Source organism: Actinocorallia sp. API 0066 (assembly GCF_020991275.1).
GTDB lineage: Bacteria > Actinomycetota > Actinomycetes > Streptosporangiales > Streptosporangiaceae > Actinocorallia.
The window spans coordinates 55,966-76,962 of record NZ_JAJLQY010000004.1 but is presented as its reverse complement, the minus strand read 5'-3'; the positions used below and the strand labels follow the sequence as shown (position 1 = coordinate 76,962).

The 20,997-nt window shown below is 74.7% G+C and carries 19 protein-coding genes; 12 read left to right on the top strand and 7 right to left on the bottom strand.

The window, feature by feature from the left end:
• Positions 1 to 14: 14 nt before the first annotated feature.
• On the bottom strand, positions 15 to 953 hold the full coding sequence (locus LO762_RS11310) for a DMT family transporter (RefSeq protein ID WP_230614552.1): 939 nt from the start codon (positions 951 to 953) through the stop codon (positions 15 to 17).
• A gap of 133 nt (positions 954 to 1,086) precedes the next feature.
• Between LO762_RS11310 and LO762_RS11305 the strand changes: the two genes are divergently transcribed.
• A complete protein-coding gene (locus LO762_RS11305) occupies positions 1,087 to 2,016 on the top strand; it encodes a LysR family transcriptional regulator (RefSeq protein WP_230614551.1) in 930 nt (309 codons plus the stop codon).
• Positions 2,017 to 2,077: 61 nt separating this feature from the next.
• On the opposite strand, the gene LO762_RS11300 is transcribed toward LO762_RS11305, so the two are convergent.
• Together LO762_RS11300 and LO762_RS11295 are read right to left on the bottom strand one after the other, a co-directional pair.
• A complete protein-coding gene (locus LO762_RS11300; RefSeq protein WP_230614550.1) occupies positions 2,078 to 2,530 on the bottom strand; it encodes an HtaA domain-containing protein in 453 nt (150 codons plus the stop codon).
• A 360-nt stretch (positions 2,531 to 2,890) separates the two neighbouring features.
• Positions 2,891 to 3,079: a DUF1918 domain-containing protein gene (locus LO762_RS11295; RefSeq protein WP_230614549.1), complete on the bottom strand. Its 189-nt coding sequence runs from the start codon at positions 3,077 to 3,079 to the stop codon at positions 2,891 to 2,893.
• Between the two features lie 218 nt (positions 3,080 to 3,297).
• Here LO762_RS11295 and LO762_RS11290 point away from each other — a divergent pair, with 218 nt between their 5' ends.
• Positions 3,298 to 4,779, top strand: coding sequence for an amidase (locus tag LO762_RS11290; protein ID WP_230614548.1), 1,482 nt, complete (start codon positions 3,298 to 3,300; stop codon positions 4,777 to 4,779).
• Between the two features lie 4 nt (positions 4,780 to 4,783).
• On the opposite strand, the gene LO762_RS11285 is transcribed toward LO762_RS11290, so the two are convergent.
• On the bottom strand, positions 4,784 to 6,172 hold the full coding sequence (locus LO762_RS11285; RefSeq protein ID WP_230614547.1) for a GH1 family beta-glucosidase: 1,389 nt from the start codon (positions 6,170 to 6,172) through the stop codon (positions 4,784 to 4,786).
• A gap of 221 nt (positions 6,173 to 6,393) precedes the next feature.
• On the opposite strand from LO762_RS11285, the gene LO762_RS11280 reads away from it, so the two are divergent.
• From LO762_RS11280 to LO762_RS11265, 4 genes are all read left to right on the top strand, one after another.
• Entirely contained in the window at positions 6,394 to 7,395 is a 1,002-nt protein-coding gene (locus LO762_RS11280; RefSeq protein ID WP_230614546.1) for a hypothetical protein, read from the top strand.
• Between the two features lie 104 nt (positions 7,396 to 7,499).
• Complete coding sequence (locus LO762_RS11275; RefSeq protein WP_230614545.1) at positions 7,500 to 8,087, top strand: TetR/AcrR family transcriptional regulator; 588 nt, start codon at positions 7,500 to 7,502, stop codon at positions 8,085 to 8,087.
• Between the two features lie 85 nt (positions 8,088 to 8,172).
• Positions 8,173 to 8,973, top strand: a complete 801-nt coding sequence (locus LO762_RS11270) for a phosphatase PAP2 family protein (RefSeq protein ID WP_230614544.1) — start codon at positions 8,173 to 8,175, stop codon at positions 8,971 to 8,973.
• Between the two features lie 203 nt (positions 8,974 to 9,176).
• A complete protein-coding gene (locus tag LO762_RS11265; protein WP_230614543.1) occupies positions 9,177 to 9,524 on the top strand; it encodes a hypothetical protein in 348 nt (115 codons plus the stop codon).
• Between the two features lie 95 nt (positions 9,525 to 9,619).
• Here LO762_RS11265 and LO762_RS11260 read toward each other — a convergent pair whose 3' ends face one another.
• Positions 9,620 to 10,072 (bottom strand): Lrp/AsnC family transcriptional regulator, encoded by a 453-nt coding sequence (locus LO762_RS11260; RefSeq protein ID WP_230614542.1) that lies wholly within the window; start codon positions 10,070 to 10,072, stop codon positions 9,620 to 9,622.
• Between the two features lie 93 nt (positions 10,073 to 10,165).
• On the opposite strand from LO762_RS11260, the gene LO762_RS11255 reads away from it, so the two are divergent.
• Together LO762_RS11255 and LO762_RS11250 are read left to right on the top strand one after the other, a co-directional pair.
• A complete protein-coding gene (locus LO762_RS11255; RefSeq protein ID WP_230614541.1) occupies positions 10,166 to 10,633 on the top strand; it encodes a rhodanese-like domain-containing protein in 468 nt (155 codons plus the stop codon).
• Between the two features lie 261 nt (positions 10,634 to 10,894).
• On the top strand, positions 10,895 to 13,849 hold the full coding sequence (locus LO762_RS11250) for an AAA family ATPase (protein WP_230614540.1): 2,955 nt from the start codon (positions 10,895 to 10,897) through the stop codon (positions 13,847 to 13,849).
• Between the two features lie 370 nt (positions 13,850 to 14,219).
• Here the strand turns inward: LO762_RS11250 and LO762_RS11245 are convergent, their stop codons facing one another.
• Positions 14,220 to 14,744 (bottom strand): hypothetical protein, encoded by a 525-nt coding sequence (locus tag LO762_RS11245; protein WP_230614539.1) that lies wholly within the window; start codon positions 14,742 to 14,744, stop codon positions 14,220 to 14,222.
• Positions 14,745 to 14,813: 69 nt separating this feature from the next.
• Positions 14,814 to 16,385: an AMP-binding protein gene (locus LO762_RS11240; protein ID WP_230614538.1), complete on the bottom strand. Its 1,572-nt coding sequence runs from the start codon at positions 16,383 to 16,385 to the stop codon at positions 14,814 to 14,816.
• Positions 16,386 to 16,500: 115 nt separating this feature from the next.
• On the opposite strand from LO762_RS11240, the gene LO762_RS11235 reads away from it, so the two are divergent.
• From LO762_RS11235 to LO762_RS11220, 4 genes are read left to right on the top strand one after another with little or no spacing between them, the layout of a single operon-like run.
• A complete protein-coding gene (locus LO762_RS11235) occupies positions 16,501 to 17,793 on the top strand; it encodes a cytochrome P450 (RefSeq protein WP_230614537.1) in 1,293 nt (430 codons plus the stop codon).
• On the top strand, positions 17,793 to 18,854 hold the full coding sequence (locus LO762_RS11230) for a beta-ketoacyl synthase N-terminal-like domain-containing protein (protein ID WP_230614536.1): 1,062 nt from the start codon (positions 17,793 to 17,795) through the stop codon (positions 18,852 to 18,854). The genes LO762_RS11235 and LO762_RS11230 overlap by 1 nt, the downstream gene beginning before the upstream one ends.
• Positions 18,851 to 19,426 carry a beta-ketoacyl synthase N-terminal-like domain-containing protein gene (locus LO762_RS11225; RefSeq protein WP_230614535.1) on the top strand — a complete coding sequence of 192 codons (576 nt, stop codon included), beginning with the start codon at positions 18,851 to 18,853 and terminating at the stop codon, positions 19,424 to 19,426. The genes LO762_RS11230 and LO762_RS11225 overlap by 4 nt, the downstream gene beginning before the upstream one ends.
• A 29-nt stretch (positions 19,427 to 19,455) precedes the next feature.
• Positions 19,456 to 20,946 (top strand): aromatic amino acid ammonia-lyase, encoded by a 1,491-nt coding sequence (locus LO762_RS11220; RefSeq protein WP_230614534.1) that lies wholly within the window; start codon positions 19,456 to 19,458, stop codon positions 20,944 to 20,946.
• Positions 20,947 to 20,997: the final 51 nt, after the last annotated feature.

Genomic DNA, 20,997 nt, shown 5'->3' with positions numbered 1-20,997 from the left:
CGGGCCGCTCGTCGTCAGGCGGCCCGTCCGGCGTGGGCCGGGGCACGCTCTTCGGGGGTGGGGAGGGGGGTGACGGGCGCCTTGCGTTCGGTGGGCGCGGTGAGCGCGGTGCCGGTGGCGGCGGTGAGGACGAGGAGCGCGGCGGCCGCCGTGACGGGCGTCAGCGGCTGGTCCAGGAGGAGCGCCCCGAACAGGGCCGCCATGACGGGCTCCAACGCCAGCAGGACGCTGAACGTCCGCTTCGGGACCCGGGAGAGCGCCGCGATCTCCGCCGCGTAAGGCAGGGCCGAGCCCAGGACGGCGATGAGCACACCGGAGGCGAGCACCTCAGGGCGCAGCAGCGTGGTGCCCGCCCCGGCGACGCCGAACGGCAGGGTCAGCACGGCGGCGACGGCCATCGCGACGCCCACGCCGCCCGCGCCCGTGCCGGAGGCGGCCAGCCGTGAGCCGGCGACGATGTACGCGGCCCAGAAGGCGCCCGCGCCCAACGCGAACAGGACTCCGACGACGTCGAGGGGCCCGCCCGCGCCGTCGTGGCCCAGCCCCGGCAGCGCCACCCCGGCGACGGCGAGCACGACCCAGGGCAGGTCGCGCGCCCTGCGGGCGAGGACGGCGGCCAGGAGGAGCGGTCCCGCGAACTGGATCGTGACCGCCGTCCCCAGGGGGATGCGCGCCAGCGCCTCGTAGAAGAGGCCGTTCATGCCCGCCATGGCGGCGCCGAGCAGGAGCGCGGAGCGCAGACGGTGCCCGTCCCAGCTCCGGACGGGTGGCCGGACCAGCGCGAGCAGCAGCAGCGCCGCGAGGCTGAGCCGCAGGACCGTGGTCCCGGCCGGACCGACCGTGGGGAACAGCGACGCCGAGACGACCGCGCCGAGCTGGAGCGACGTGACGGAGACGAGGACGAGTGCGGTGCCGACGGCGATCCGGGCAGGCGCGGGCGCGGTGGGGTTCACGGGAGGCTTCCTGGAGAAGGAGAGGCGGTGCCTCCATGATCGGCCGGGCACATCGTTCAGGTCCAGCGAAGGTTTCTGCGCGGTACCCTTAAGCTGAACTGATGAATTGGGACGTCCGCGTCAGGGAGGCGCCGTGCTCGACCTGCACCGGCTGCGCCTGCTCCGCGAGCTGAGCCACCGGGGCACCCTCGCGGCCGTCGCCGAGGCGCTGTCCTACAGCCCGTCCGCGATCTCCCAGCAGCTCGCCCAGCTGGAGCACGAGACGGGCGTGCCGCTGCTGGAGAAGGCCGGACGCCGGGTGCGGCTCACCGAGCAGGCCGAGATCCTCGTCCGGCACACCGAGACCGTTCTGGGCCAGCTGGAGCGCGCCGAAGCCGACCTCGCCGCCTCGCTGCGGGAGGTCACGGGGCTGCTGCGCGTCGCGGCGTTCCAGACGGCGGCGCTCACCCTCGTGCCGAACGCGGTGACGGCCCTGGCCCGCTCCCATCCCGGCCTGCGGCTGCGCATCCGGCAGATCGACCCCGAGCAGGCGATCCCCACCCTGACGGCCCGTGACTACGACGTCGTCCTGGGGGAGGAGTACCCGGGCCAGCCGCAGCCGCGCGTCCCCGGCGTCTCCTTGCACCGGCTCGGACGCGATCCGCTACGCCTCGCCGTCCCGGACTCGTTCGACGCCGCGGACCTCGCCGACCTGGCTTCCGCGCCCTGGGCGATGGAGCCCTCTGGGACGTCACCGCGCCGCTGGGCCCAGACCGTCTGCCGGACCGCGGGCTTCGAACCCGACATCCGGTTCGAGTCCACCGACATGGTGTTTCACGCGAGCCTCGTCGCCACCGGCCACGCCGCCTCGCTCCTGCCCGACCTCGTCTGGGCCGCCACGCCCATCCCGGGACGGCTCCTCACCCTGCCCGGCTCCCCGGCCCGCACCCTCTTCATGGCCGTCCGCGAAGGCGCCCACGACCACCCCGCCATCACCGCGTTCCACACCGCCCTCAGAACCTCCCTCACCACCCTCAAAACCACACTCCCCCTCCCCACGACCGAAGCCGACCCGGCTTCCTGAGCGGAGGGAGACGGCCGGTGGGGCGGGCGCGCTCGCCCCGGGCCGGAAAAGCCGGAAAGCGTCAGGCGTCCCAGGGGAAGGTGACGGTGTCGAGTTCGTCGCCGGGGCCGTAGACGTTGCCGAGGAGCCAGACGCCGTTCATCGTCAGGTAGGCGGGTGCCTTGGCGGTGCCGTCGCCGGCGGGGGTGAAGTCGCCGAGGGTGGCGATGGTGAGGCGCTGGCTCCGGTCGGTGGTGAGCCGCGCCGGGTTGACGACGCTGAGCGACGCCGAGCCGTCGTCGGCCAGCTCGATCCAGGGGTCGGCGACCGTCACCTTGAGCATACCGCCGTGCGCGTCGAAGTCGACCTCGCCCGCGAACTTCAGCTTCTCGTCGGTCGGCGTGAAGGCGAACGCGTCGCCCGCCGCCTCCGCCCCGGCAGTGATCTTGACTTCCCCCTCGGCGCGCCGCACATAGTCGCGGAAACTCGCCTTCACCCCCCAGACCAGCGCCCCTGCGGCAGCCTGTTCGGTCATCGCGTCCTCCTTCGGCAGAGACCGGTAGCGCGGGTGCCGTGCCGCCCCCGCCCGCCGACCCTAACCCCGGGGAGATCACGCGGTCCACCGATCCGGCGCGCACGCGAAAGGCCCGTCCGGAGACGGGCACAGGAGGAACACCGGGGGTTGGCGGACCGCTCGGTGCCGGTGCTGGCCGCGCCGTGCCGAGCGGTCCCGGTCTGTGTTCGATGGGCCCGGAGGTGGCCGCTTCGCGACCCCGACTTCGTCGGGAGCGGCCACCCCCGGGCCGTGTTCGATTGGGCCCGGCGGTGGCCGCTTCGCGACCCCGACTTCGTCGGGAGCGGCCGCTCCCAGGCTGTGTTTGACGGGCCCGGGGGCTCAGTGGCGGGCCAGGACGCGGGCGTCGGGGCCCGGGTAGATGAGGGTGCGGCGGCCGGTGTCCTCCCAGCGGACGTAGTAGGGCGGCGCGCCTCCCGGGTCGGGGATCTCGACGATCTCGCCGTCGCGGTCGTGCGTGTGGTCGTCGGGGCCCAGGAGGACGAGGCGGTCTCCCACTGCGGCTTTCATGGGTGCTCCCTCGGGTTCGGACGGGCTGGGCCTCTGTAGCACGTCAGCCTCTTCTCAACAGTGTCGCGCCGCCGGGGGAGATAACCCGGAGATCTCGGGTCATGCCCCGTCATGTCAGGGCAAAGAGTGTTTCCTGATCCGCGCCGCCGGGGGTGTCGGCGCGCCGGGCTCCGGGCCTATAGTGCTCGCGAATCGGACACCGTAAGGGACGGGTGGGCGTGGAGTACGCGGAATACCGGAGCCTGGACGCCGTGGGCATCGCCGAGCTGGTCGCCAAGGGCGAGCTCGCCCCTGACGAGCCGCTCAACGCGGCGATCGCCCGCGCGGAGGAGGTCAACGGACGGCTGAACGCGATCGTCCACCCGATGCACGACCTCGCCCGCGAGCGGGCGCGGGCCGGGGTGTCGGGGCCGCTCGCCGGTGTCCCGTTCCTCATCAAGGACCTCACCCAGGACTACGCGGGCACCCCCACCACGGGCGGTTCCCGCGCGCTGCGCGGGCACGTCGCGGCCGAGCACAGCGTGGTGGTGCGGAGCTGGCTGGACGCCGGGCTGCTGGTCTTCGGCAAGACGAACACGCCCGAGTTCGGCACGAAGTCCGTGACGGAGCCGGAGGCGCACGGGCCGACCCGCAACCCGTGGAACCTCGCGCACACCCCCGGCGGCTCGTCGGGCGGTTCGGCGGCGGCGGTGGCGGCGGGCGTCGTCCCGGCGGCGGGCGCGAGCGACGGCGGCGGCTCGATCCGCATCCCCGCCGCCTGCTGCGGCCTGTTCGGCCTGAAGCCGGGCCGTGGCCTGCTGTCGTGCGGCCCCGGCTACGCCGAGTACTTCCACGGCGCGGCCACCGAGGGCGTCATCACCAGGACGGTCCGCGACAGCGCCGCGCTGCTCGACGTGATGACCGCGATCGACGACCCGGGCGGCCCCTACCGGACGGCGAAGCCCGACACCCCGTACGCGGAACTCGCGCGGCGCGAGCCCGGACGGCTCCGGATCGGGTTCACCTCACGCTCGCCGCTCGGCACGCCCGTGGACGCCGAGGCCGTCACGGCGGTCGAGTCGGCCGCCGCGCTCCTGACCGAACTCGGGCACGACGTGGAGCCCGCCGAGCCGGAGATCGACGGCGTCCGGATGGCCCAGGACTTCCTCATGATGTGGGGCGCGGAGGCCGCCGCGACCGTCGCGAGGATCCGCCGTGAGGGCGGCGCCCGCCCGCGCGACTTCGAGCTGGACACCCGGCTGCTGGCGGGCGCGGCGAGGTCGGTCAGGGCGGAGGCGTACCTGACCGCGCTGGAGCGCTGGAACGGCTACACCCGCGCCCTCGCCGCCTTCCACGCCCGCTACGACCTGCTGCTGACGCCGGTGCTCTCCGGCCCGCCGCTGCCGGTCGGCGCCCTGGACACCCCGCTGCCGCTGCGCCTGGTCGGCGAGATCACGCTCCGCCTGGGCCTGGCCGGACACGCCGCGAAGACCCCGATGTGGCAGAAACAGCTCATCGCGAACCTCGCGCCGGTGCCGTTCACCCAGCTCGCGAACATCACCGGACGGCCCGCGATGAGCGTGCCGCTGCACACGACCACGTCCGGGCTGCCGCTGGGCGTCCAGTTCGTCGCCGGGCTCGGCGGTGAACCCACCCTGCTGGCGCTGGCCGCGCAGTTGGAGGCGGCCCGGCCCTGGGCCGACGCCGAACCGCCCCTGTGACGGCCTAGGCGCGCTGCGCGGCGACCATCTCGGCGAACCACCGGTAGGACGCCTTCGGGGTGCGCTCCAGCGTCGTGTAGTCGACCCAGACGAGCCCGAACCGCTGGGTGAACCCCTCGGCCCATTCGAAGTTGTCCAGGAGCGACCAGGCGTAGTACCCGCGCACGTCGGCGCCGTCCTCGATGGCGCGGGCGACCTGGCGTAGGTGCGCGTCGTAGTACCGGACGCGCTCCACGTCGTCCACCACGCCGTCGGCGTCGGGCCCGGTGGCGAACGAGCAGCCCTGCTCGGTGACGTACAGGGGCGGCAGGTCCGGGTAGCGCTCGCGCAGTTGGGTGATCAGCTCGTGCAGGCCCTCGGGGACGATCGGCCAGCCGAAGTCCGTCCTGGGGTGGCCGGTCATCGGCGCGAACTGGAACGGCAGCTCGGCGGGCACCTCGACGTGGCCCGCCGCCGTCGCGGTGGCCGGGCCGGAGGTCTTGCCGGGCGCCTGGATGGCCGTGGGGTTGTAGTAGTTGATGCCGTAGAAGTCGAGAGGCGCGGCGATGGTCTTGAGGTCGTCGGCGACGGGGCCCGGCATCAGTTCGGCGAAGCCCTCGGGGTAGGCGCCGAGCAGGATCGGATCGGCGACGAGCCGGTTCCACAGCAGGTCGTAGAAGGCGGCCGCCTCGACGTCGGCGGGGTCGTCGGAGGCGGCCCACACCGGCGTGTGGTTGGTGGCGGTGCCGACCGAGGCGGCGCCCGCGTCGCGCAGGGCGGCGACGGCGAGGCCGTGCCCGAGGAGCTGGTGGTGGACGGCGGGCAGCGCGTCGAAGGACAGGCCGCGTCCGGGGGCCATCGCGGTGAGCGCGTAGCCCAGCATCGCCGTCACGTTCGGCTCGTTCACCGGCACCCAGTGCCGCACCCGGTCGCCCAGCCGGGCCGCGACGAGCGCCGTGTACGCGCCGAACCGCTCGGCGGTGTCCCGGTTCAGCCAGCCGCCCGCGTCCTCCAGGGCCTGGGGGAGGTCCCAGTGGTAGAGGGTGACCATCGGCTTGACGTCGGCGGCGAGCAGCGCGTCGATGAGCCGGTCGTAGAAGTCCAGGCCCGCCGGGTTGGCCTGGCCCGCGCCGTCCGGCTGGACGCGCGGCCACGCGACCGACAGCCGGTAGCCGTCGGCGCCCAGGCCGCGCAGCAGGGCGACGTCCTCGGTGTACCGGTGGTAGTGGTCGGTGGCGACGGCGCCGGACGACCCGTCGGCGATCGCGCCCGGCCGGGCGCAGAACGTGTCCCAGATGCTCGGGCCCCGGCCGTCCTCGGCCGCCGCGCCCTCGATCTGGTAGGCGGCGGTGCTGGTGCCGAACTCGAAGCCCGCGGGGAGACGGGGGAGGTCACGGGGGTCGGGTGGCGTCATCTCGGGGCCTTCCTGCGCTGGGTGTTCGAGGCCGACAGTACAGCGTACGGCCGCCGGTGATCTTCCCCCGTGCGGCCGATTCCGGCGGCCCCGGCCTCCGCCGCGCGACGGAGGTCGCCCGTTTCGAGTCCGTCAGGGCCGGTTAAAGGTGGACTTTTCTCCCTGACGACGGTCGGTCGCGGATGGTCTACTGGGGGTGCCGGACCACGGGAGGGGGCGCGATGGCCGAAGCGCGGGACGTCGCTGAGGTGGTGAAGGGCGCGATCCAGGCCGCGGTGTGGGCGCCGTCGATCCACAACACGCAGCCGTGGTGGTTCGGGACGGCCGAGATCGACGGCGGGATGCGGGTCAGCCTGCACGCCGACCCCGAGCGGCGGCTCGACGTCGCCGACCCCGACGGGCGCGAGATGGTGATCAGCTGCGGTGCCGCGCTCGCCAACCTGCGGCTCGGGGTGCTCGCCGGAGGGTTCGTGCCGGAGGTGGACGTCCTGCCTGACCCGGAGCGTCCCGGCCTGCTGGCAACCCTGCGCGTCCGGGAGCGGGCCGAACCGCCCGAGGAGGCCGGAAGGCTGCTCGCGGAGGTACGGCACCGCAGGACGCACCGGGGCGCGTTCTCGGAGAAGGGCCCGCCCGAGTACCTCATGTCCTCCCTCGTGGAGGAGGCGCAGTTGGAGGACGTCGGCCTGCGGATCGTCTCGGACCCGCGCAAGGCCAAGGCGCTGGGCGCGCTCACCGAGGCGGCCGAGGAGTTCGAGAAGCTCGACGACCGCTACACCGTGGAGTTCACGCGCTGGTCGCCCGGCGCGGGCAGCGGACGGCGCGACGGGGTGCCCGACACGGCGTACCCGATCGACCAGCAGGTCACCGACCCCTACTTCCCCGGCCGCGAGTTCGGCAGGGGCCGGGCCCAGGGCATGGACGTCGGCGTCGAGGTGTCGGGGGAGACGGGCACCGTCTGCGTCATGGAGACCGCCGACGACGACAAGCTCGCCTGGCTCGCGGCGGGGCAGGCGCTCCAGCGCGTCCTGCTGCACGCGGCGGCCGACCACTACGCGGCGGCGCTGCACACCCAGGCGCTGGAGATGCCCGAGTTCCGCACGATGATCAGGGAGCGGATCTGCGGCGGCCGCCACCCGCAGATGATCTTCCGGCTCGGCCGTCCCGGGCCGCTGTTCACCTCGGTGCGCCGGGACGTCGCCGAGATGGTCGTGCAGGAGTCCTGAAGCCCTGAACCCGGCTGTGACCGACATCTCCGGTGATACGACTCCGTTCACTTAAGGTTCGCCCTAAGTTGGGAGAACGCGGTCGTTCACTTAAGGGGGTGGAGATGTCCGATCCTCCCGATCCGCCGAGGACGCGCAGGAGCCGGGTCTCGCCCGCGCGCGAAAGCGAGGTCTTCGCCCTCGTCCTGGACCAGCTCCGCTCGGTCGGCTACGAGCTGCTCAGCGTCGGCGACGTGGCGGCCGCGGCCCGGATGAGCAAGGCGACGATCTACCGCCTGTGGGGCGGCAAGCCGGAACTGGTGATCATGGCGGTGCGGTCGCGCGGCGCGCCGTGCGCCGAGGACATCGACACCGGCACCCTCACCGGCGACCTCAAGCGCTACCTCGCCCACCTGGAGGAGCGCCGCGACCCCGAGCTCAACCGGGCCATGGCCCAGGCCGTGCACCGCGATCCCGCCCTCCTCGACGCGTTCCGCGCGCACGTGCTGGAGCCCGCCTCCCTCGTCGTCGACGGGCTGCTGGCGCGGGCGGTCGCGCGCGGCGAGCTGGACCCGGCCCGTCCCGCGATCCCGTACGTCGGGAGCGCCCTGCTCGGCGCGCTCATGGGCAGGGAGCTGCGCTGCGAGCCCGACGACGGCCGCTTCGGCGACGGCTACGTGGACCACGTCCTGGCGCCCGCCCTCGGGCTCTGACCCCTCCCGCGACCCCTCGTTCCACCCGTCACGCCGCCGGGCCCGTCCCCCGGAGCCGGTGGTGTGCCCCCGAAAGGAGGCGGGCTTGCTCCCGCCGCGCCCCACCTCCGCACAGCGCCCCCACATCCTGCGCGAACTCGCTCTCATCACCGTCCTGTACGGCCTGTACCGGTTCGGCCGCCTCCTGGCCAACGGGAACGTCGCCGAGGCGTTCGCCAACGCGACCCGCGTGTGGGACTGGGAGCGTTCGCTCCGGCTGCCGGACGAGGCGGCCCTCCAGGCGCTCATCCTGCAGGACATCGCCTGGATGAAAGCCGTGAACGTCTTCTACACGGCAGTGCACTTCCCCGCCACGATCGCGTTCCTCATCTGGATGTTCCGGCGGCATCCCGGACACTACGTCTGGGTGCGCAGGACGCTGACGCTGCTCACGGGGGCGGGGATGCTCCTGCACCTGGCGTTCCCGCTGGCGCCGCCGCGCATGGTGCCGTCCTTCGGGCTCGTGGACACCGGGAAGGTCTTCGGTCCGTCGCCCTACGGCGACGTGGACACCGGCGGCCTGGCCAACCAGTTCGCCGCGATGCCGTCCCTGCACGTCGGGTGGGCCCTGGTCGTCGCGGTCGGGCTGATCGCGGTGGGCCGGGGGCGGCGGCGGTGGCTGTGGCTCGCGCACCCCGCGCTCACCGGGTTCGTCGTGGTGGTCACCGCGAACCACTACTGGCTCGACGGCATCATCGTCACCCTGCTCCTCGCCGCGATCCTCCTGCTGTTGCGCGGGCCGGGCGGCGGTCCACGCGGGGCGTCGCGGGCCCGCGAACATGAGGGAAGCGTGAGCGCGGTTCCCGAGGCCGCTGGAACATTCCGGAGATCTACCGGTACCGGGTGAACCCGTGGCCCCGGGCCCTTTGCCCCGTCCGGTGGCGGGGCGGGGCGTGGCGCGGCCTTTGCCGGGCCGCGCCCTGTCCGGTGATGCCCGTTCTACTGGCTTGATCATCGTTTGGCGGAAAAGGCGGCGATCGCCCGATGTTCCTCACGGAGTGTGAGAAAGTGAGTGCAAGGAGTAACGCTCTGTGTCGAGGAGGGATCATCATGAAGGCTTCCACGATCGTGCGTCGCATGGCCGTGGCGGGAGCCATCGTCGGCGCGGCCCTGCTGGGTGCCGCACCCGGTGCTTCGGCGGCTGTTCCGACGGGTGGGGGGCACGGCCACCACCACGGCCACCACGGCGGTGGCTGGCACGGTCACCACGGCGGCCACCACGGTGGCTGGCACCAGGGTGGCAAGCACCACGGTGGCTGGCACCGGCACGGCCACCACGGCGGCAAGCACCACGGTGGCTGGAACCGCCACGGCCACCACGGCGGCAAGCACCACGGTGGCTGGAACCGCCACGGCGGCGGTCACCACGGTGGCTGGCACGGCGGCTGGAACCGGTAACCGCACGCCCGCCGGGTGGCCGGGACGCTCCTGACCGCCGGGCTGGTGGACGCCACGGGAAGGGCCCCTCGCGAGAGGGGCCCTTCCTCGCGCGCTCAGGACAGCGCGGTGATCGTCCGCGACGGCAGCGGGCTGGAGTAGACGACGCTCGTGGTGATCGCGCCCAGCCCCGCGATCCGGCCCGTGGTGCGCTCCAGGTGCCGCATCGAGTGCGCGACGACCTTGAGCATGAAGCAGTCCTCGCCCGTGACGTGGTGGGCCTCGACGATCTCCGGCGTGGTGGCCAGCAGGTCGTGGAAGGGCTTGTAGTTGCCCGTCGGGTACCGCAGCCGCACGAAGGCGAGGATCGACAGGCCGAGCCGCTCGGGATCGACCACGGCGGCGTACCGGCTGATCACCCCGGCCTCCTCCAGGCGGCGGACGCGCTCGGTGACGGCGCTCGCGGACATCGAGACCCGGCGGGCGAGATCGGCGTAGCTCGCCCGCCCGTGCTCCTGGAGCACCTCCAGCAGGCGCAGATCGGTGTCGTCCAGGGAAAACGCGGTCATGCGCAGTTTGTACCACGGGAATCCCGGCGGGGCGTCGTTGATGCCGGGGATCGTCTGTTCCACACGGCCGTCACCCTCGGTAGTTTCTCCCGCATGGACCTGATCTCGCCCGCGCTGCGCACCCCGCCCGCCGCCCCCTCCGACGCCGCCGCCTTCTTCGCCGCCCGGCTCGCCTTCCAGACCGACGTCTCCGACGTCCGCGCCTCCCTGGAGTCCGGCGCTGCGGGCTTCGTCCTCGTGGACTCCCGCGCGCTCCCGGCCTGGGAGCAGGGCCATGTGCCCGGCGCCCTCCACCTGCCGACCGCCGACATCCCGGTACGGGCCCCGGAGCTGCTCGACCCGTCGGTGCCCGTCGTCACCTACTGCTGGGGGCCCGGCTGCGACGGCGCCACCCGCGCCGCGCTGGCCTTCGCCCTGCTCGGCTACCGGGTCAAGGAGATGATCGGCGGGATCGAGTACTGGATCCGCGAGGGCTTCCCCGTCGCGACCGCGACCGGTACCGTCGCCCGGCCCGCCGACCCGCTGACGGCCCCGCTCGCCTCCCCGACCTGCGCCTGCTGACCTGCGCAACCTTACTGCGTAAAGGCGCCGGGCCGGGTTCACCCGCGCCTCGCGAGGCCCTGGAAGCACCCGGCCCGGACGGTCCCGGGGGACGTTCTCGCGCCTCGCGACGCCCCGTGAGTGCCCCCAGCCCGGACGCCTCCAAGAGCGTCCGGGTGCCCGGTTTTGACGGCCGAAGGTTCTGTCGTACCGGGATGGCATAGTGAAGGAAACGATCGGCCGCAGGGGTCACCCTGCGGGAAGTACGGCGGGGGCGGTGGCGTGGGCGACAGCGGGGAGTTCGGGCGTGCGGGCTGCGCCGAGGGCGGGGGAGACGGCGTGGGGGAGCGGTCGGTGCTGGTGGGGCGGGCCGCCGAGCTGGGCGTGCTCGACACCGCGTTCGGCGCGGTATGCGAGGGCGGGGCGCGCGCGGTGCTCGTCGGCGGCGAGGCGGGCGTCGGCAAGACCCGGCTGATCCGGGAGTTCGGCGAGCGGGCGCGCGAGCGCGGCGCGCGGGTCCTCGTCGGCGGGTGCATGGAGCTGGGCGTCGACGGGTTCCCGTTCGCGCCGTTCACCGCCGTGGTGCGGCTGCTGGTCCGCGAGATCGGCGCGGACGGCGTCGGCGCGCTGCTCGGCGGGCGGACGGCGGGCCTGGCCCGGCTGCTCCCGGAGTTCGAGGACACCGCGGGGGACGAGCGGTTCAGCCAGGTCAGGCTGTTCGAGCTGGTCCTCACCCTGCTCGACCGGCTCACCGCGCGAGGCCCGCTCGTCCTGGTGATCGAGGACGCGCACTGGGCCGACAGGTCGTCCCGGGATCTGCTGACGTTCCTCGTCCGCAACCTCGGGGCGGCGGGCGCGCTGCTGATCGTCGTCACGTTCCGGGCCGACGAGCTGCACCGGGCGCATCCGCTGCGCCCGCTGCTGGCCGAGCTGGGCCGGATCGACAGGGTGGTCCGGCAGGACGTCGGCAGACTGAGCCGCCAGGAGGTCGCCCAGCTCATGGCGAACCTGCGCGGGGTCGAGCCGGAGCCGCACCGGGTCCGGCAGTTCTTCGCGCGCAGCGAGGGCAACCCCCTGTTCGTCGAGGCGCTGATGGAGGCCGACGGCGGGATCGCCTGCGAGCTGCCCGAGTCGCTGCGCGACCTGCTGCTGGCCGGGGTGCAGCGGCTCCCCGACGACACCCAGGAGCTGCTGAGGGTGGCCAGCGCGGGCGGCGCCCGGATCGAGCACCGGCTGCTGGCCGCCGTCAGCGGTCTTGACGAGCTGGGCCTGGCGCGCGGGCTGCGGCCCGCCGTCGAGGGCAACGTGCTGGCGGTGGACGGCGAGGGCTACGCGTTCCGGCACGCCCTCATCCGGGAGGCGCTGCACGACGACCTGCTCCCCGGCGAGCACACCCGGCTGCACGCCCGCTACGCCGAGGCCCTGGAGGCGGACGCCTCGCTGGTGCCGCCGGGCCGCGCCGCCGCCGAGCTGGCGTTCCACTGGCACGCCGCGCACAACCTCGAAGGGGCGCTGATCAGCGCGTGGCGGGCCGCCGCCCAGGCCGACAAGTCGGCGGCCTACGCCGAGGAGCTGAGGTTCCTGGAACGCGTCCTGGAGCTGTGGGACAGGGTGCCGGAGGCGGCCGGGCGGATCGGCGTCGGCCACGAGGACGTGATGGAGGAGGCCATCTGCGCCGCCGACCTCGCGGGCGACAGCGAGCGCGGCATCAAGCTCGCCACCGCGATGCTGCGCACCGTCGGCGCCGACCCGCTGCGCCGCGCGACGCTGCTGGAGCGGCGCGGCAGGCTGCTGCACCGGGCGGGCCGGGAGCGCTGGCTCGACGACATGCGCGAGTCCGTCCGGCTGGTCGAGCCGCTCGAACCGTCGGTGCGCAGCACCCGCATCCTCGCCGCGTTCGCCCAGTACGTCTTTATGGGCAGGGCCAGCGACGAGGCGCTGGAGGCGGCGGGCCGCGCCCTGGAGACGGCGCGCCGGGTCGGCGACCCGTACGCCGAGTGCAGCGCCCTGCTCACCCTCGCCTGCCTGGGCAGCGGGATCGAGTACGGCGCGCGCGAGTCGGCGCTGATGGAGGAGGCGGAGCGGATCGCGCACGAGCATGATCTGACGCAGCTCGTGCTGCGCGCCGCCGTCAACAGGTCGCACCTGCTGGAGGGTTCGGGCCGCCACGCCGAGGGCGCCGAGGTGGCGTTGCGCGGCATGGAGCAGGCCCGCGAGTGGGGTCTGTTCCGCACCCAGGGCTCGTTCCTGGCGATCAACAGGGCGGAGTCGCTGCTGTCGCTGGGCCGTCTCGACGCGGCGCTCGCCGCCGTCGAGCAGGGCCTGGCCGCCGATCCGCCGCCTTCGCACCAGTTGTGCCTGATGCAGCTGGAGGCCGAGATCATGCTGTGCCGCGGTGAGGTCGGGGCCGCGGCGGCGCTGCTGGAGCGCTGCCGGGAGAGCCGCGCCTGGGAGACCGACCAGCGGCTCCAGGAGTACCGGCCGCTGGTCAGGTCCGAGGCCGAGCTGGCCGTCGCGCTGGGCGGCCGGACGCGGGCGCTCGACCATGTGCGGCCGCTGCTCGCCTTCACCGGCCGCCCTGACGACTCCCGCTACACCTGGCCGGTGCTGCTGCTCGCCGCCCGGCTCGCGGCCACCCCCGAGGAGTTCGCCCCGTTCGCCGAGCGGGCCGCGCGCACCGACGTCTTCGGCCCGCTCCAGGAACTCCAGCACGCCACGTTCCAGGCGGAGGCGGCGCGTTTCCGCGCCGGGGCCGGGGGGCCGGGCGCCCGGCCGGGCCCGAGCACGTCGGACGCGTCCGAACCCCGATCGGCGGACTGGGCGCCGGTGCTCGCCGGCTGGGAGCGGATCGGCCAGCCGCTCACCCTGGCCCGCGTGCTGGTGTCGGCGGCGTCGGCCGCCGCGTCGGCGGGCGACCGCGCCGCCGCCCTCGCCCACCTGGGCCGGGCCGCCGAGCTCGCCGAGTCTCTGGGGGCGCGCGCCCTGCACCGGGAGGCGACCGAGCTGGCCCGCCGGGTCGGCGGCTCCGCCTCCCCGGCGCACGGCCTGACCGCCCGTGAGCTGGAGGTCCTGCACCATCTGAGCCTGGGCCGCTCCAACCGCGAGATCGCCGAGCGGCTGTTCATCTCGGCCAAGACGGCCAGCGTGCACGTCTCCCACATCCTCGCCAAGCTCGGCGCGGCCACCCGCACCGAGGCCGCCGCGACGGCCCGCCGCCTGGGCGTGCCCGTCCCCTGACCCGCCCCGCCTGGGCGGCGGGCGGCGGGGTCTTAGCCGTGCGGGCCCGTCCCTGAGACCTTCTTAGGGACGGGCTCGTCTTCCTGAGCCCGGGGGATACGGCGGATGCCCGATGTGGGGCGGGGCGGCTTAGCGCGAGATTCGGTGGTGTCGGAACGACGAGACACCAGGAGACGCGATGCACCCGGATTTCCTCAGGCAGGCGGGCAAGGACCACTTCGACATCCTCCGCAAGGACGGCGCCCTGCTGAAGCTCCTCAAGAAGAAGCTGTGACGCCCCGAAGCCTCCCGCACCGGCAGGCCGCGGAACGGGGCCCGGGGGCGTGGCGCGCCCGCGGGCCCGCTCGTGTTCTCCGGGCGCGCCGGCCGCTCAGCTCTCGATCATGTAGTACGTGTACCAGGGGCCCGTCAGGTGCCGGTATCTGAAGGACTCCGCGTACTCGCCGAACGCGGGCACGGTCCCGGCCCCGTCGGGCGCGTGGATGTAGCCGCCGTGCGCGAAGATCCAGCCCGAGCCGGAGACTTCAAGGAGCACGGCGCTCCCCTGCCGGAGCGGCGCCTCGATCCGGTACGGCCCGGCCCGTCCGGGCCTGTCCTGTCCGGCGATCCGCTCCAGGTCGCCGCGCAGGAGCAGCAGCATCGCCCGCTCGGGCAGTGAGGTCGCCGCGAGCCCGCCTGCCAGCGCGAGGACGAGCAGCGGCACGGCGAGCCCGACCGTCCTGGTCGCCCGGTCGCACGCCTTGACGATGACGACGACGACCACCGCCACGCACAGCACGGCGACCAGCACCGGCAGCAGCCCGGCGCCCGCCACGGTCGTCACGGAGTACAGCACCCCGACCCCGGCCAGCGCCGCCACCCCGCTCGTGACGCGCGGCACACCCATCCTCGCCATCCCCGGATCCTAGAGCCCGACGCCCCCGAACCGGGGCGATCCGCCACGACCCCGGCGGGGCCGGACGGGTCAGCCGTGCCGGTCCTTGACGGCGCGGCGGTGGACCTTGCCGGTGCGGGTGTGCGGCAGGTCGGTGACGACGACGGCCGAGCGCGGGATCTTGAAGGTGGCCAGGCGGCCGCGCAGCGCGGCGAGGACGGCCTCGGGGTCGAGGGCGGCGCCGGGCGCGGCGACGAGCACGGCCCGCCCGACTTCGCCCCACCGCGCGTCGGGCACCCCGATGACGGCGCACTCGGCGACCCCCGGCACGGCGAGCAGGGCCCGTTCCACCTCGGCCGGGTAGATGTTCTCGCCGCCGGAGATGATGACCTCCTTGAGGCGGTCCACGATCCGGTAGGAGCCGTCCGGGAGGCGGCGGGCGATGTCGCCGGTGCGGAGCCAGCCGTCCGTGAAGGCGGCCTCGGTGTCGGCGGGGCGGCCCCAGTACCCGGCCATCACCTGCGGGCCCCGCACGAGCAGCTCGCCCGTCTCGGGGGGCGCGCCCGGCAGCGGGGCCAGCCGCACGTCGGTGTACAGGTGCGGGACGAGCCCGGCGCCGGTGCCGCCGTCCACCAGGACGCCCGGCGCGGCCTCGGTCAGCCCGTACCCCTCGCGGACGGCGACGCCCCGCTCGGCGTACCGCGCGAGGAGTTTCTCCGGCACGGGCGCGCCGCCACACAGCAGGGTGCGCAGGCTCGTGAGGTCGGCGTCGGCCCAGGCCGGGTGCTCGGCCATCCGCTCCAGCATCGTCGGCACCGCGAACAGCGAGGTGACGCGCCGCGCGCCGATGAGGTCGAGGGCGCGGCCCGCGTCGAAGGACGGCGTGAGCAGGCACGTCCCGCCCTTCAGCAGGACGGGCAGCGCGAGCATGCCGAGCGCGGCGGCGTGGAACATCGGGGCGGTGACGAGCGCCGTCTCGGTGCCGGTGAGGTCGAGGTCGGCCCAGGCGTTGAGGCAGTTGGCGAGCACGTTCCCGTGGGTGAGGACGGCGCCCTTGGGCTGCCCGGTCGTCCCGGAGGTGTAGAGGATGAGGCACGGGTCGTCCGCCGCGACGGCGGTGGTGACGGGTTCGGCCGAGGCCCGCGCGAGTTCGCGTTCCCCGTCCGGCCCGCCGACCTCCCGGACCGGCAGCGCCACCGGCGGCGGCGGGACCGACGCCGAGTGCAGCAGCACCCGCGCGCCGCAGTCCGCGACCTGGTGCGCGATCTCCCGGCCGGACAGCAGCGTGTTCAGCGGGACGAACACGGCGCCGAGCAGCCCGGCGGCGCCCAGCGCGACGAGGAACCCCGGCTCGTTCGGCCCTAGATAGGCGACTCGGTCCCCTTTGCCCACTCCGTCCCGTTCCAGGAGTCGGGCCATCCGGGTCGCCCGGTCGAACAGCGCGGCGTACGTCACCGCGCCGCCGTCGGGGACCAGGACCGCGACCCGCGCGCCGCCGCGCTCGGCCCGGCGCCGCAGCCACCCGCCGACGCCCCCCGCGGCGAGCGCGCCGAACGGCATGGCGTGGCCCGCGTCCGAGGGCGCCGCGTCGGGCGCGGCGCTCGTGTCCGCGTCCGACGCGGGGGACGGCGTGGTGGAGGGGTTGAGGAGATGGTCGGGCATGTCCGCTCCTGGAGAGGTGTCGGAGATGGGCGTTTGGAAAGTCGCATCCCGGCAATTGCTACGGATGGCAACATCATAGTTACTTGGTGTGATTGTGGGTGGGAGGGGTGGCTGCATGGTGGAAGCCGGACCTGGCACGACCGCGCTCATGGACGCGCGGCTGCGGCACAGCCCGGAGGCCGAGGGCGTCGACACCCGGGACGAGCCGCCGGTCTGGCGCGCGCCGCTCCCGGACGGCAGCTTCGTCTGGACGGTGACGGGCTTCGACGCGGCGCGCAAGGCGCTCGGCGAGCCGACGTTCGCCAGGTCGTTCAGCGAGCGGGGCGGCGCCAGGTGGAAGGAGTACCTCCTGTTCACCGACGAGCCGACGACCGACAGCGTCGTGCGCAGCATGTTCAACACCGACGGCGAGGCGCACCGCAGGCTGCGCGCGCTCGGCTGCGCCGCCGCGACGGGCGACCGCACCCGGTACGCGGGCGACCGCGCCGCCGGGCACGCGGCCCGGCGGCTCGCCGCCGTCGCCGGGCGCGGCGAGGCCGACCTCGTGCGCGACTACTGCCATCCGTTCGTCCTCGACGTCGCCGCCGACCTGTTCGGGTACCCGCGCGACATCACCGAGCGGCTGCGCGCCCTGCCCAGGTGGGCGCCGTCGCCGCTGTTCGAGCCGCCGGGGTCGGCCGAACGCGTCCGGTACGGGGTGGAGCGGGAGGAGATGGTGGAGCTGCTCCACGACCTGCTCGCCGCGCGCCGCCGCACCCCCGGCCCGGACGCGGTCACCGCGATGATCGAGCACGCCGATGCCACCGGCATGGACGACCAGGAGCTGACCTCCACGGTCTTCGCGATGCTCATGGCCGTCACCGAGCCCGTCACCGACTTCCTCACCACGGCGCTGTACAGCCTGTGGTGGCGCCCGGCCCTGGCCGCCGACCACAACCGGGTCGAGGGGGCGACGGACGAGCTGCTCCGCTACACCAGCCCGGTCGCCGCGCCGATGCCGCGCCTGGTCACCCGGCCGATGGAGTTCCACGGCGCGGAGCTGCGGCCGGGCGAGGCGATCGTCGTGCACCTGGCCCTGGCCGACCGCGACCCGCACCGGTTCGCCGAGCCGAACCGGCTCGATCCCGACCGCGTCGTCGTGCACGACCTCGCGTTCTCGCACGGCCCGCACCACTGCCTGTCCCCGGCGCTCGGCGCGCACCTGTGCCGGACCGCCCTGATGACGGTGCTGCGCGGCCTGCCCGACCTGGCTCCGGCCGTCCCGCTGGCGGAGCTGCGCTGGCGTCCGGGCGGCACGGGCCCGTTCACCCGGTTCCACGTGACGGCGGGCCTGTCCGAGGCGCCCGTCACGTTCCGTCCGTCGGCGGGCCTGGCCGGGACGCCCCGCACCGCCTCGGGGGTGGTCTGATGGCCGACGTCACAGGGCTCGCGGTGCTCACCGCCTACGGCCACGGCCTGCCCGCGCTGTGGGACGGCCTGAAGTCGGCGACCCCGGCGACGAGCCGGGTCACCCGGTTCGACACCGCGCACCGCCACGCGCACCACGCGGCGACCCTGCCCGGCGACCCCGACCCGTTCGCGGCGCTGCGCGGCCTCATCGACGAGGCGTGCGAGGAGGCCGGGCTGTCGCCGGAGCAGCGGGCCCGCACCCCGCTGGTGCTGGCGCTGCACGCGGGACGGGACACCGCCGCGCGGGCACGGACGCTCGCCGCCGCCTGCGGGCTGCGCGAGGTCCTCGCGGTGCACACCGCCGCGTGCGCCGCCTCGAACTCGGCGCTCGCCGACGCCGCCGAACTCGTCGCCGACCTCGCCGAGGAGCGGGTGGTGGTGGCGGGCGCCAGCTTCGTGGACGCCAGCATGTTCGCCGCGTTCGACAGCGCGGGCATCCTCACGCCCGAGGGCGTCAGCCGCCCGTTCAGCGCGGGCCGGGAGGGGCCCGTGCTGGGCGACGGCGCGGCGGCCGCCGTCCTCACGCGCGCCGCCGGGGGCACGGGGTCCTGGCTGCGGGTGACGGGCTGGGGCAACACCTGCGAGGCCGACCACGTGGTCCGGCCGCGCCCCGACGGCAGGGGACCGGCCGCCGCCATCCAGGCGGCCCTGGCCAGGGCGGGCAACCCGAGGATCGGGTACGTCAACGCGCACGCCACCGCGACGCCCGCGTTCGACGCGGCCGAGGCCGCCGCGATCCTGCGCGGCCTGCCGCCCGACGGCGCGGACGCGCACGTCAGCTCCACCAAGGCGCTGCACGGCCACTGCCTGGAGGCGTCCGGGCTCGTGGAGCTCGCCGTGTGCGCGCTGGCGTTCCGCAACGGGCAGGTGCCCGTGAACGCGGGCTATCTCGGCCCCGACGCGGACTGCCCGCTGAACCTCGTCCTGGAACCGGGGACCGCCCCGGCGACAGGGCACATGCTCAGCCTCAACACCGGTTTCGGCGGTGTCAGCACCGCCCTCGTCCTGGCGGCGCCATGAAATCAGATCTCCGCACCCACACCACCGCGCACCCGGGAGCCACGGCTCCCGGGCGCGTCGCCCTCACGGTCCTCGCGCGGGCGCAGTGGCCGCCGGAGGGCGATCCCGCGCCGCGCCTGCCGGAGGTGCCGCGCTGGGACGTCTCGTTCCTCGCGCCGCTGCTCATGGCGGCGGCCGAGCCGTGCCTGACCGCCGCCTTCGGGCCGCCGCCGCTGCCGGAGGCCGACGGCCGCCGGGTCGGCCTGGTCCTCGCGGCGACGCGCGGCGACACCGTCACCCAGGCGGCGATCGACGCGGCGACGGCGGCGGCCGAGCGGGTGCCCAAGCACCTGCTGTTCCAGAACGTGCCGAGCACGGCACCCGGTCACCTCGCGGCGCTGTGGGGGCTGACCGGGCCCTTCGTCACCCTCCTGGCCGTCGGCGGGCCGCTGGCCGCCGCCCGGGAGCGGGCGGCCCGCCTCATCGCGGCGGGGGACGCCGACCGAGTCCTCGCCGTCGCCCTGGACCCCGGCGACCACCCGAGCTCCCCGGGCACGGCACAGGCCCAGTTGCTGGCGGCCTCCGGCCGATGAGGCCGCCGCCCAAACCACCAGGAGGAGACATGTCCGTAGACCAGCTTCCCGCCACGGCCACACTGGTATTCCCCGCGACCCTGACCCCGGAGGCGCTCGAACAGGCGGCCGGGCCGCTGGCCGTCTCGCTGGAGGAGACGGCACAGAAGTCGGTCGCGCAGTGCCACGACTACCTGCACCTGTGCCTGGCCGAGGGCCGCGAGATCTACGGCGCGACCACCGGGTTCGGCCCGCTCGTCGGGTTCGCGGGCCAGCGGCAGCCCGCCGACCAGTGCGAGAACCTCCTGTTCCATCTGGAGGTCGGCCAGGGGCCCGACCTGCCACCCGCGCTGGCCCGCGCCGCGCTGCTGGCCCGGGTGTGGACGCTCGCGCACGGCAGATCGGGCGTCGCGCTGTCCGTCGTGGACGCGCTGCGCGCCACCCTCGCCACCTCGTTCGCGCCCGCGATCCCCGAGTACGGGTCGGTCGGCGCGAGCGGCGACCTCGCCCCGATGGCGCACGCCGTCCGGGCGCTCCAGGGCCGGGGCCACGCCTATCTCGGCGCGGTCCGGATGCCCGCCGACGAGGCGCTGGCCGGGGCGGGCCTGGCCCCGCTGACGCTCAACGGCAGGGACGCGCTCGCCCTGGTCAACGGCACCTCGGTGACGGCCGCCGCGGCGGGCCTCGCGCTGACCGTCCTCACCCGCTCCCTGAACGCGGCGACGGCGCTGACCGCGCTGATGGCCGACGTCCTGGGCTGCCGCACGGACTTCGTGGTGCCCGAGCTCTACGAGGCGCTCGGGCACGACGACACCGCGCGGCAGGCCGCCGTCCTGCGCGAGCGGCTCGCCGACCACCGGCCGGGGGCCGACCGCCCCCTCCAGGAGCCGTACTCGCTGCGCTGCGCCCCGCACCTGCTGGGCGCGGCGGCGAGCAGCCTGCGGCACGCCAGGCAGGTGGTCACCGACGACCTGAACGGGGTCAGCGACAACCCGCTGTTCTTCCCCGAGCGCGACGTCGTGGCGCACGGCGGCAACTTCTTCGGCCAGCAGGTGGCGTTCGCGGCCGACCTGATGTCGGTGACCGCGACGCAGATGGGCAACCTCGCCGAACGGCAGCTCGACCTGCTCATCGACCCGCACCGCAACGGCGGGCTCAACCCGGTGCTGGCCGAGGTGCCGGGCCACGACCACGGGGTGCAGGGCGTCCAGCTCGCGGCGACGTCGCTGGTCGCGCGGATGCGGCGGCGCGCGATGCCCGCGTCGATGCAGAGCCTGCCGACCAACCACCACAACCAGGACGTCGTCCCGTTCGGCACCCAGGCGGCGATCACCGCGCACGAGCAGGCGCGGACGCTGCGGCTGCTCCAGGGCTCGCTCGCGGTGGCGCTGGTCCAGGCCGTCAAGGTCGGCGCCCGGCGGCCCACCACCGCCGACGGCGCCCGCCTGCTGGAGGCGCTGGAGCCCGCGCTCGCCCCGGACAGCCCGTGGGCCGTCCGCGTCCGGGACGCCGCCGACCTGCTGGACGGCGCCCTGATCTGATCCACCCACACCACCGACAGACGCGGCGGGGCCCGGGGCCCCGCCGCTTCC

Bases quoted from the DNA above. Each gene is read 5' to 3' on its own strand.
- LO762_RS11260 (WP_230614542.1), bottom strand. From the start codon at position 10,072: ATGACCGCGTTTTCCCTGGACGACACCGATCTGCGCCTGCTGGAGGTG.
- LO762_RS11245 (WP_230614539.1), bottom strand. From the start codon at position 14,744: ATGGCGAGGATGGGTGTGCCGCGCGTCACGAGCGGGGTGGCGGCGCTG.
- LO762_RS11230 (WP_230614536.1), top strand. From the start codon at position 17,793: ATGGCCGACGTCACAGGGCTCGCGGTGCTCACCGCCTACGGCCACGGC.
- LO762_RS11285 (WP_230614547.1), bottom strand. From the start codon at position 6,172: ATGACGCCACCCGACCCCCGTGACCTCCCCCGTCTCCCCGCGGGCTTC.
- LO762_RS11220 (WP_230614534.1), top strand. From the start codon at position 19,456: ATGTCCGTAGACCAGCTTCCCGCCACGGCCACACTGGTATTCCCCGCG.
- LO762_RS11255 (WP_230614541.1), top strand. From the start codon at position 10,166: ATGGACCTGATCTCGCCCGCGCTGCGCACCCCGCCCGCCGCCCCCTCC.
- LO762_RS11295 (WP_230614549.1), bottom strand. From the start codon at position 3,079: ATGAAAGCCGCAGTGGGAGACCGCCTCGTCCTCCTGGGCCCCGACGAC.
- LO762_RS11235 (WP_230614537.1), top strand. From the start codon at position 16,501: ATGGTGGAAGCCGGACCTGGCACGACCGCGCTCATGGACGCGCGGCTG.
- LO762_RS11275 (WP_230614545.1), top strand. From the start codon at position 7,500: ATGTCCGATCCTCCCGATCCGCCGAGGACGCGCAGGAGCCGGGTCTCG.
- LO762_RS11225 (WP_230614535.1), top strand. From the start codon at position 18,851: ATGAAATCAGATCTCCGCACCCACACCACCGCGCACCCGGGAGCCACG.
- LO762_RS11280 (WP_230614546.1), top strand. From the start codon at position 6,394: ATGGCCGAAGCGCGGGACGTCGCTGAGGTGGTGAAGGGCGCGATCCAG.
- LO762_RS11265 (WP_230614543.1), top strand. From the start codon at position 9,177: ATGAAGGCTTCCACGATCGTGCGTCGCATGGCCGTGGCGGGAGCCATC.
- LO762_RS11240 (WP_230614538.1), bottom strand. From the start codon at position 16,385: ATGCCCGACCATCTCCTCAACCCCTCCACCACGCCGTCCCCCGCGTCG.
- LO762_RS11300 (WP_230614550.1), bottom strand. From the start codon at position 2,530: ATGACCGAACAGGCTGCCGCAGGGGCGCTGGTCTGGGGGGTGAAGGCG.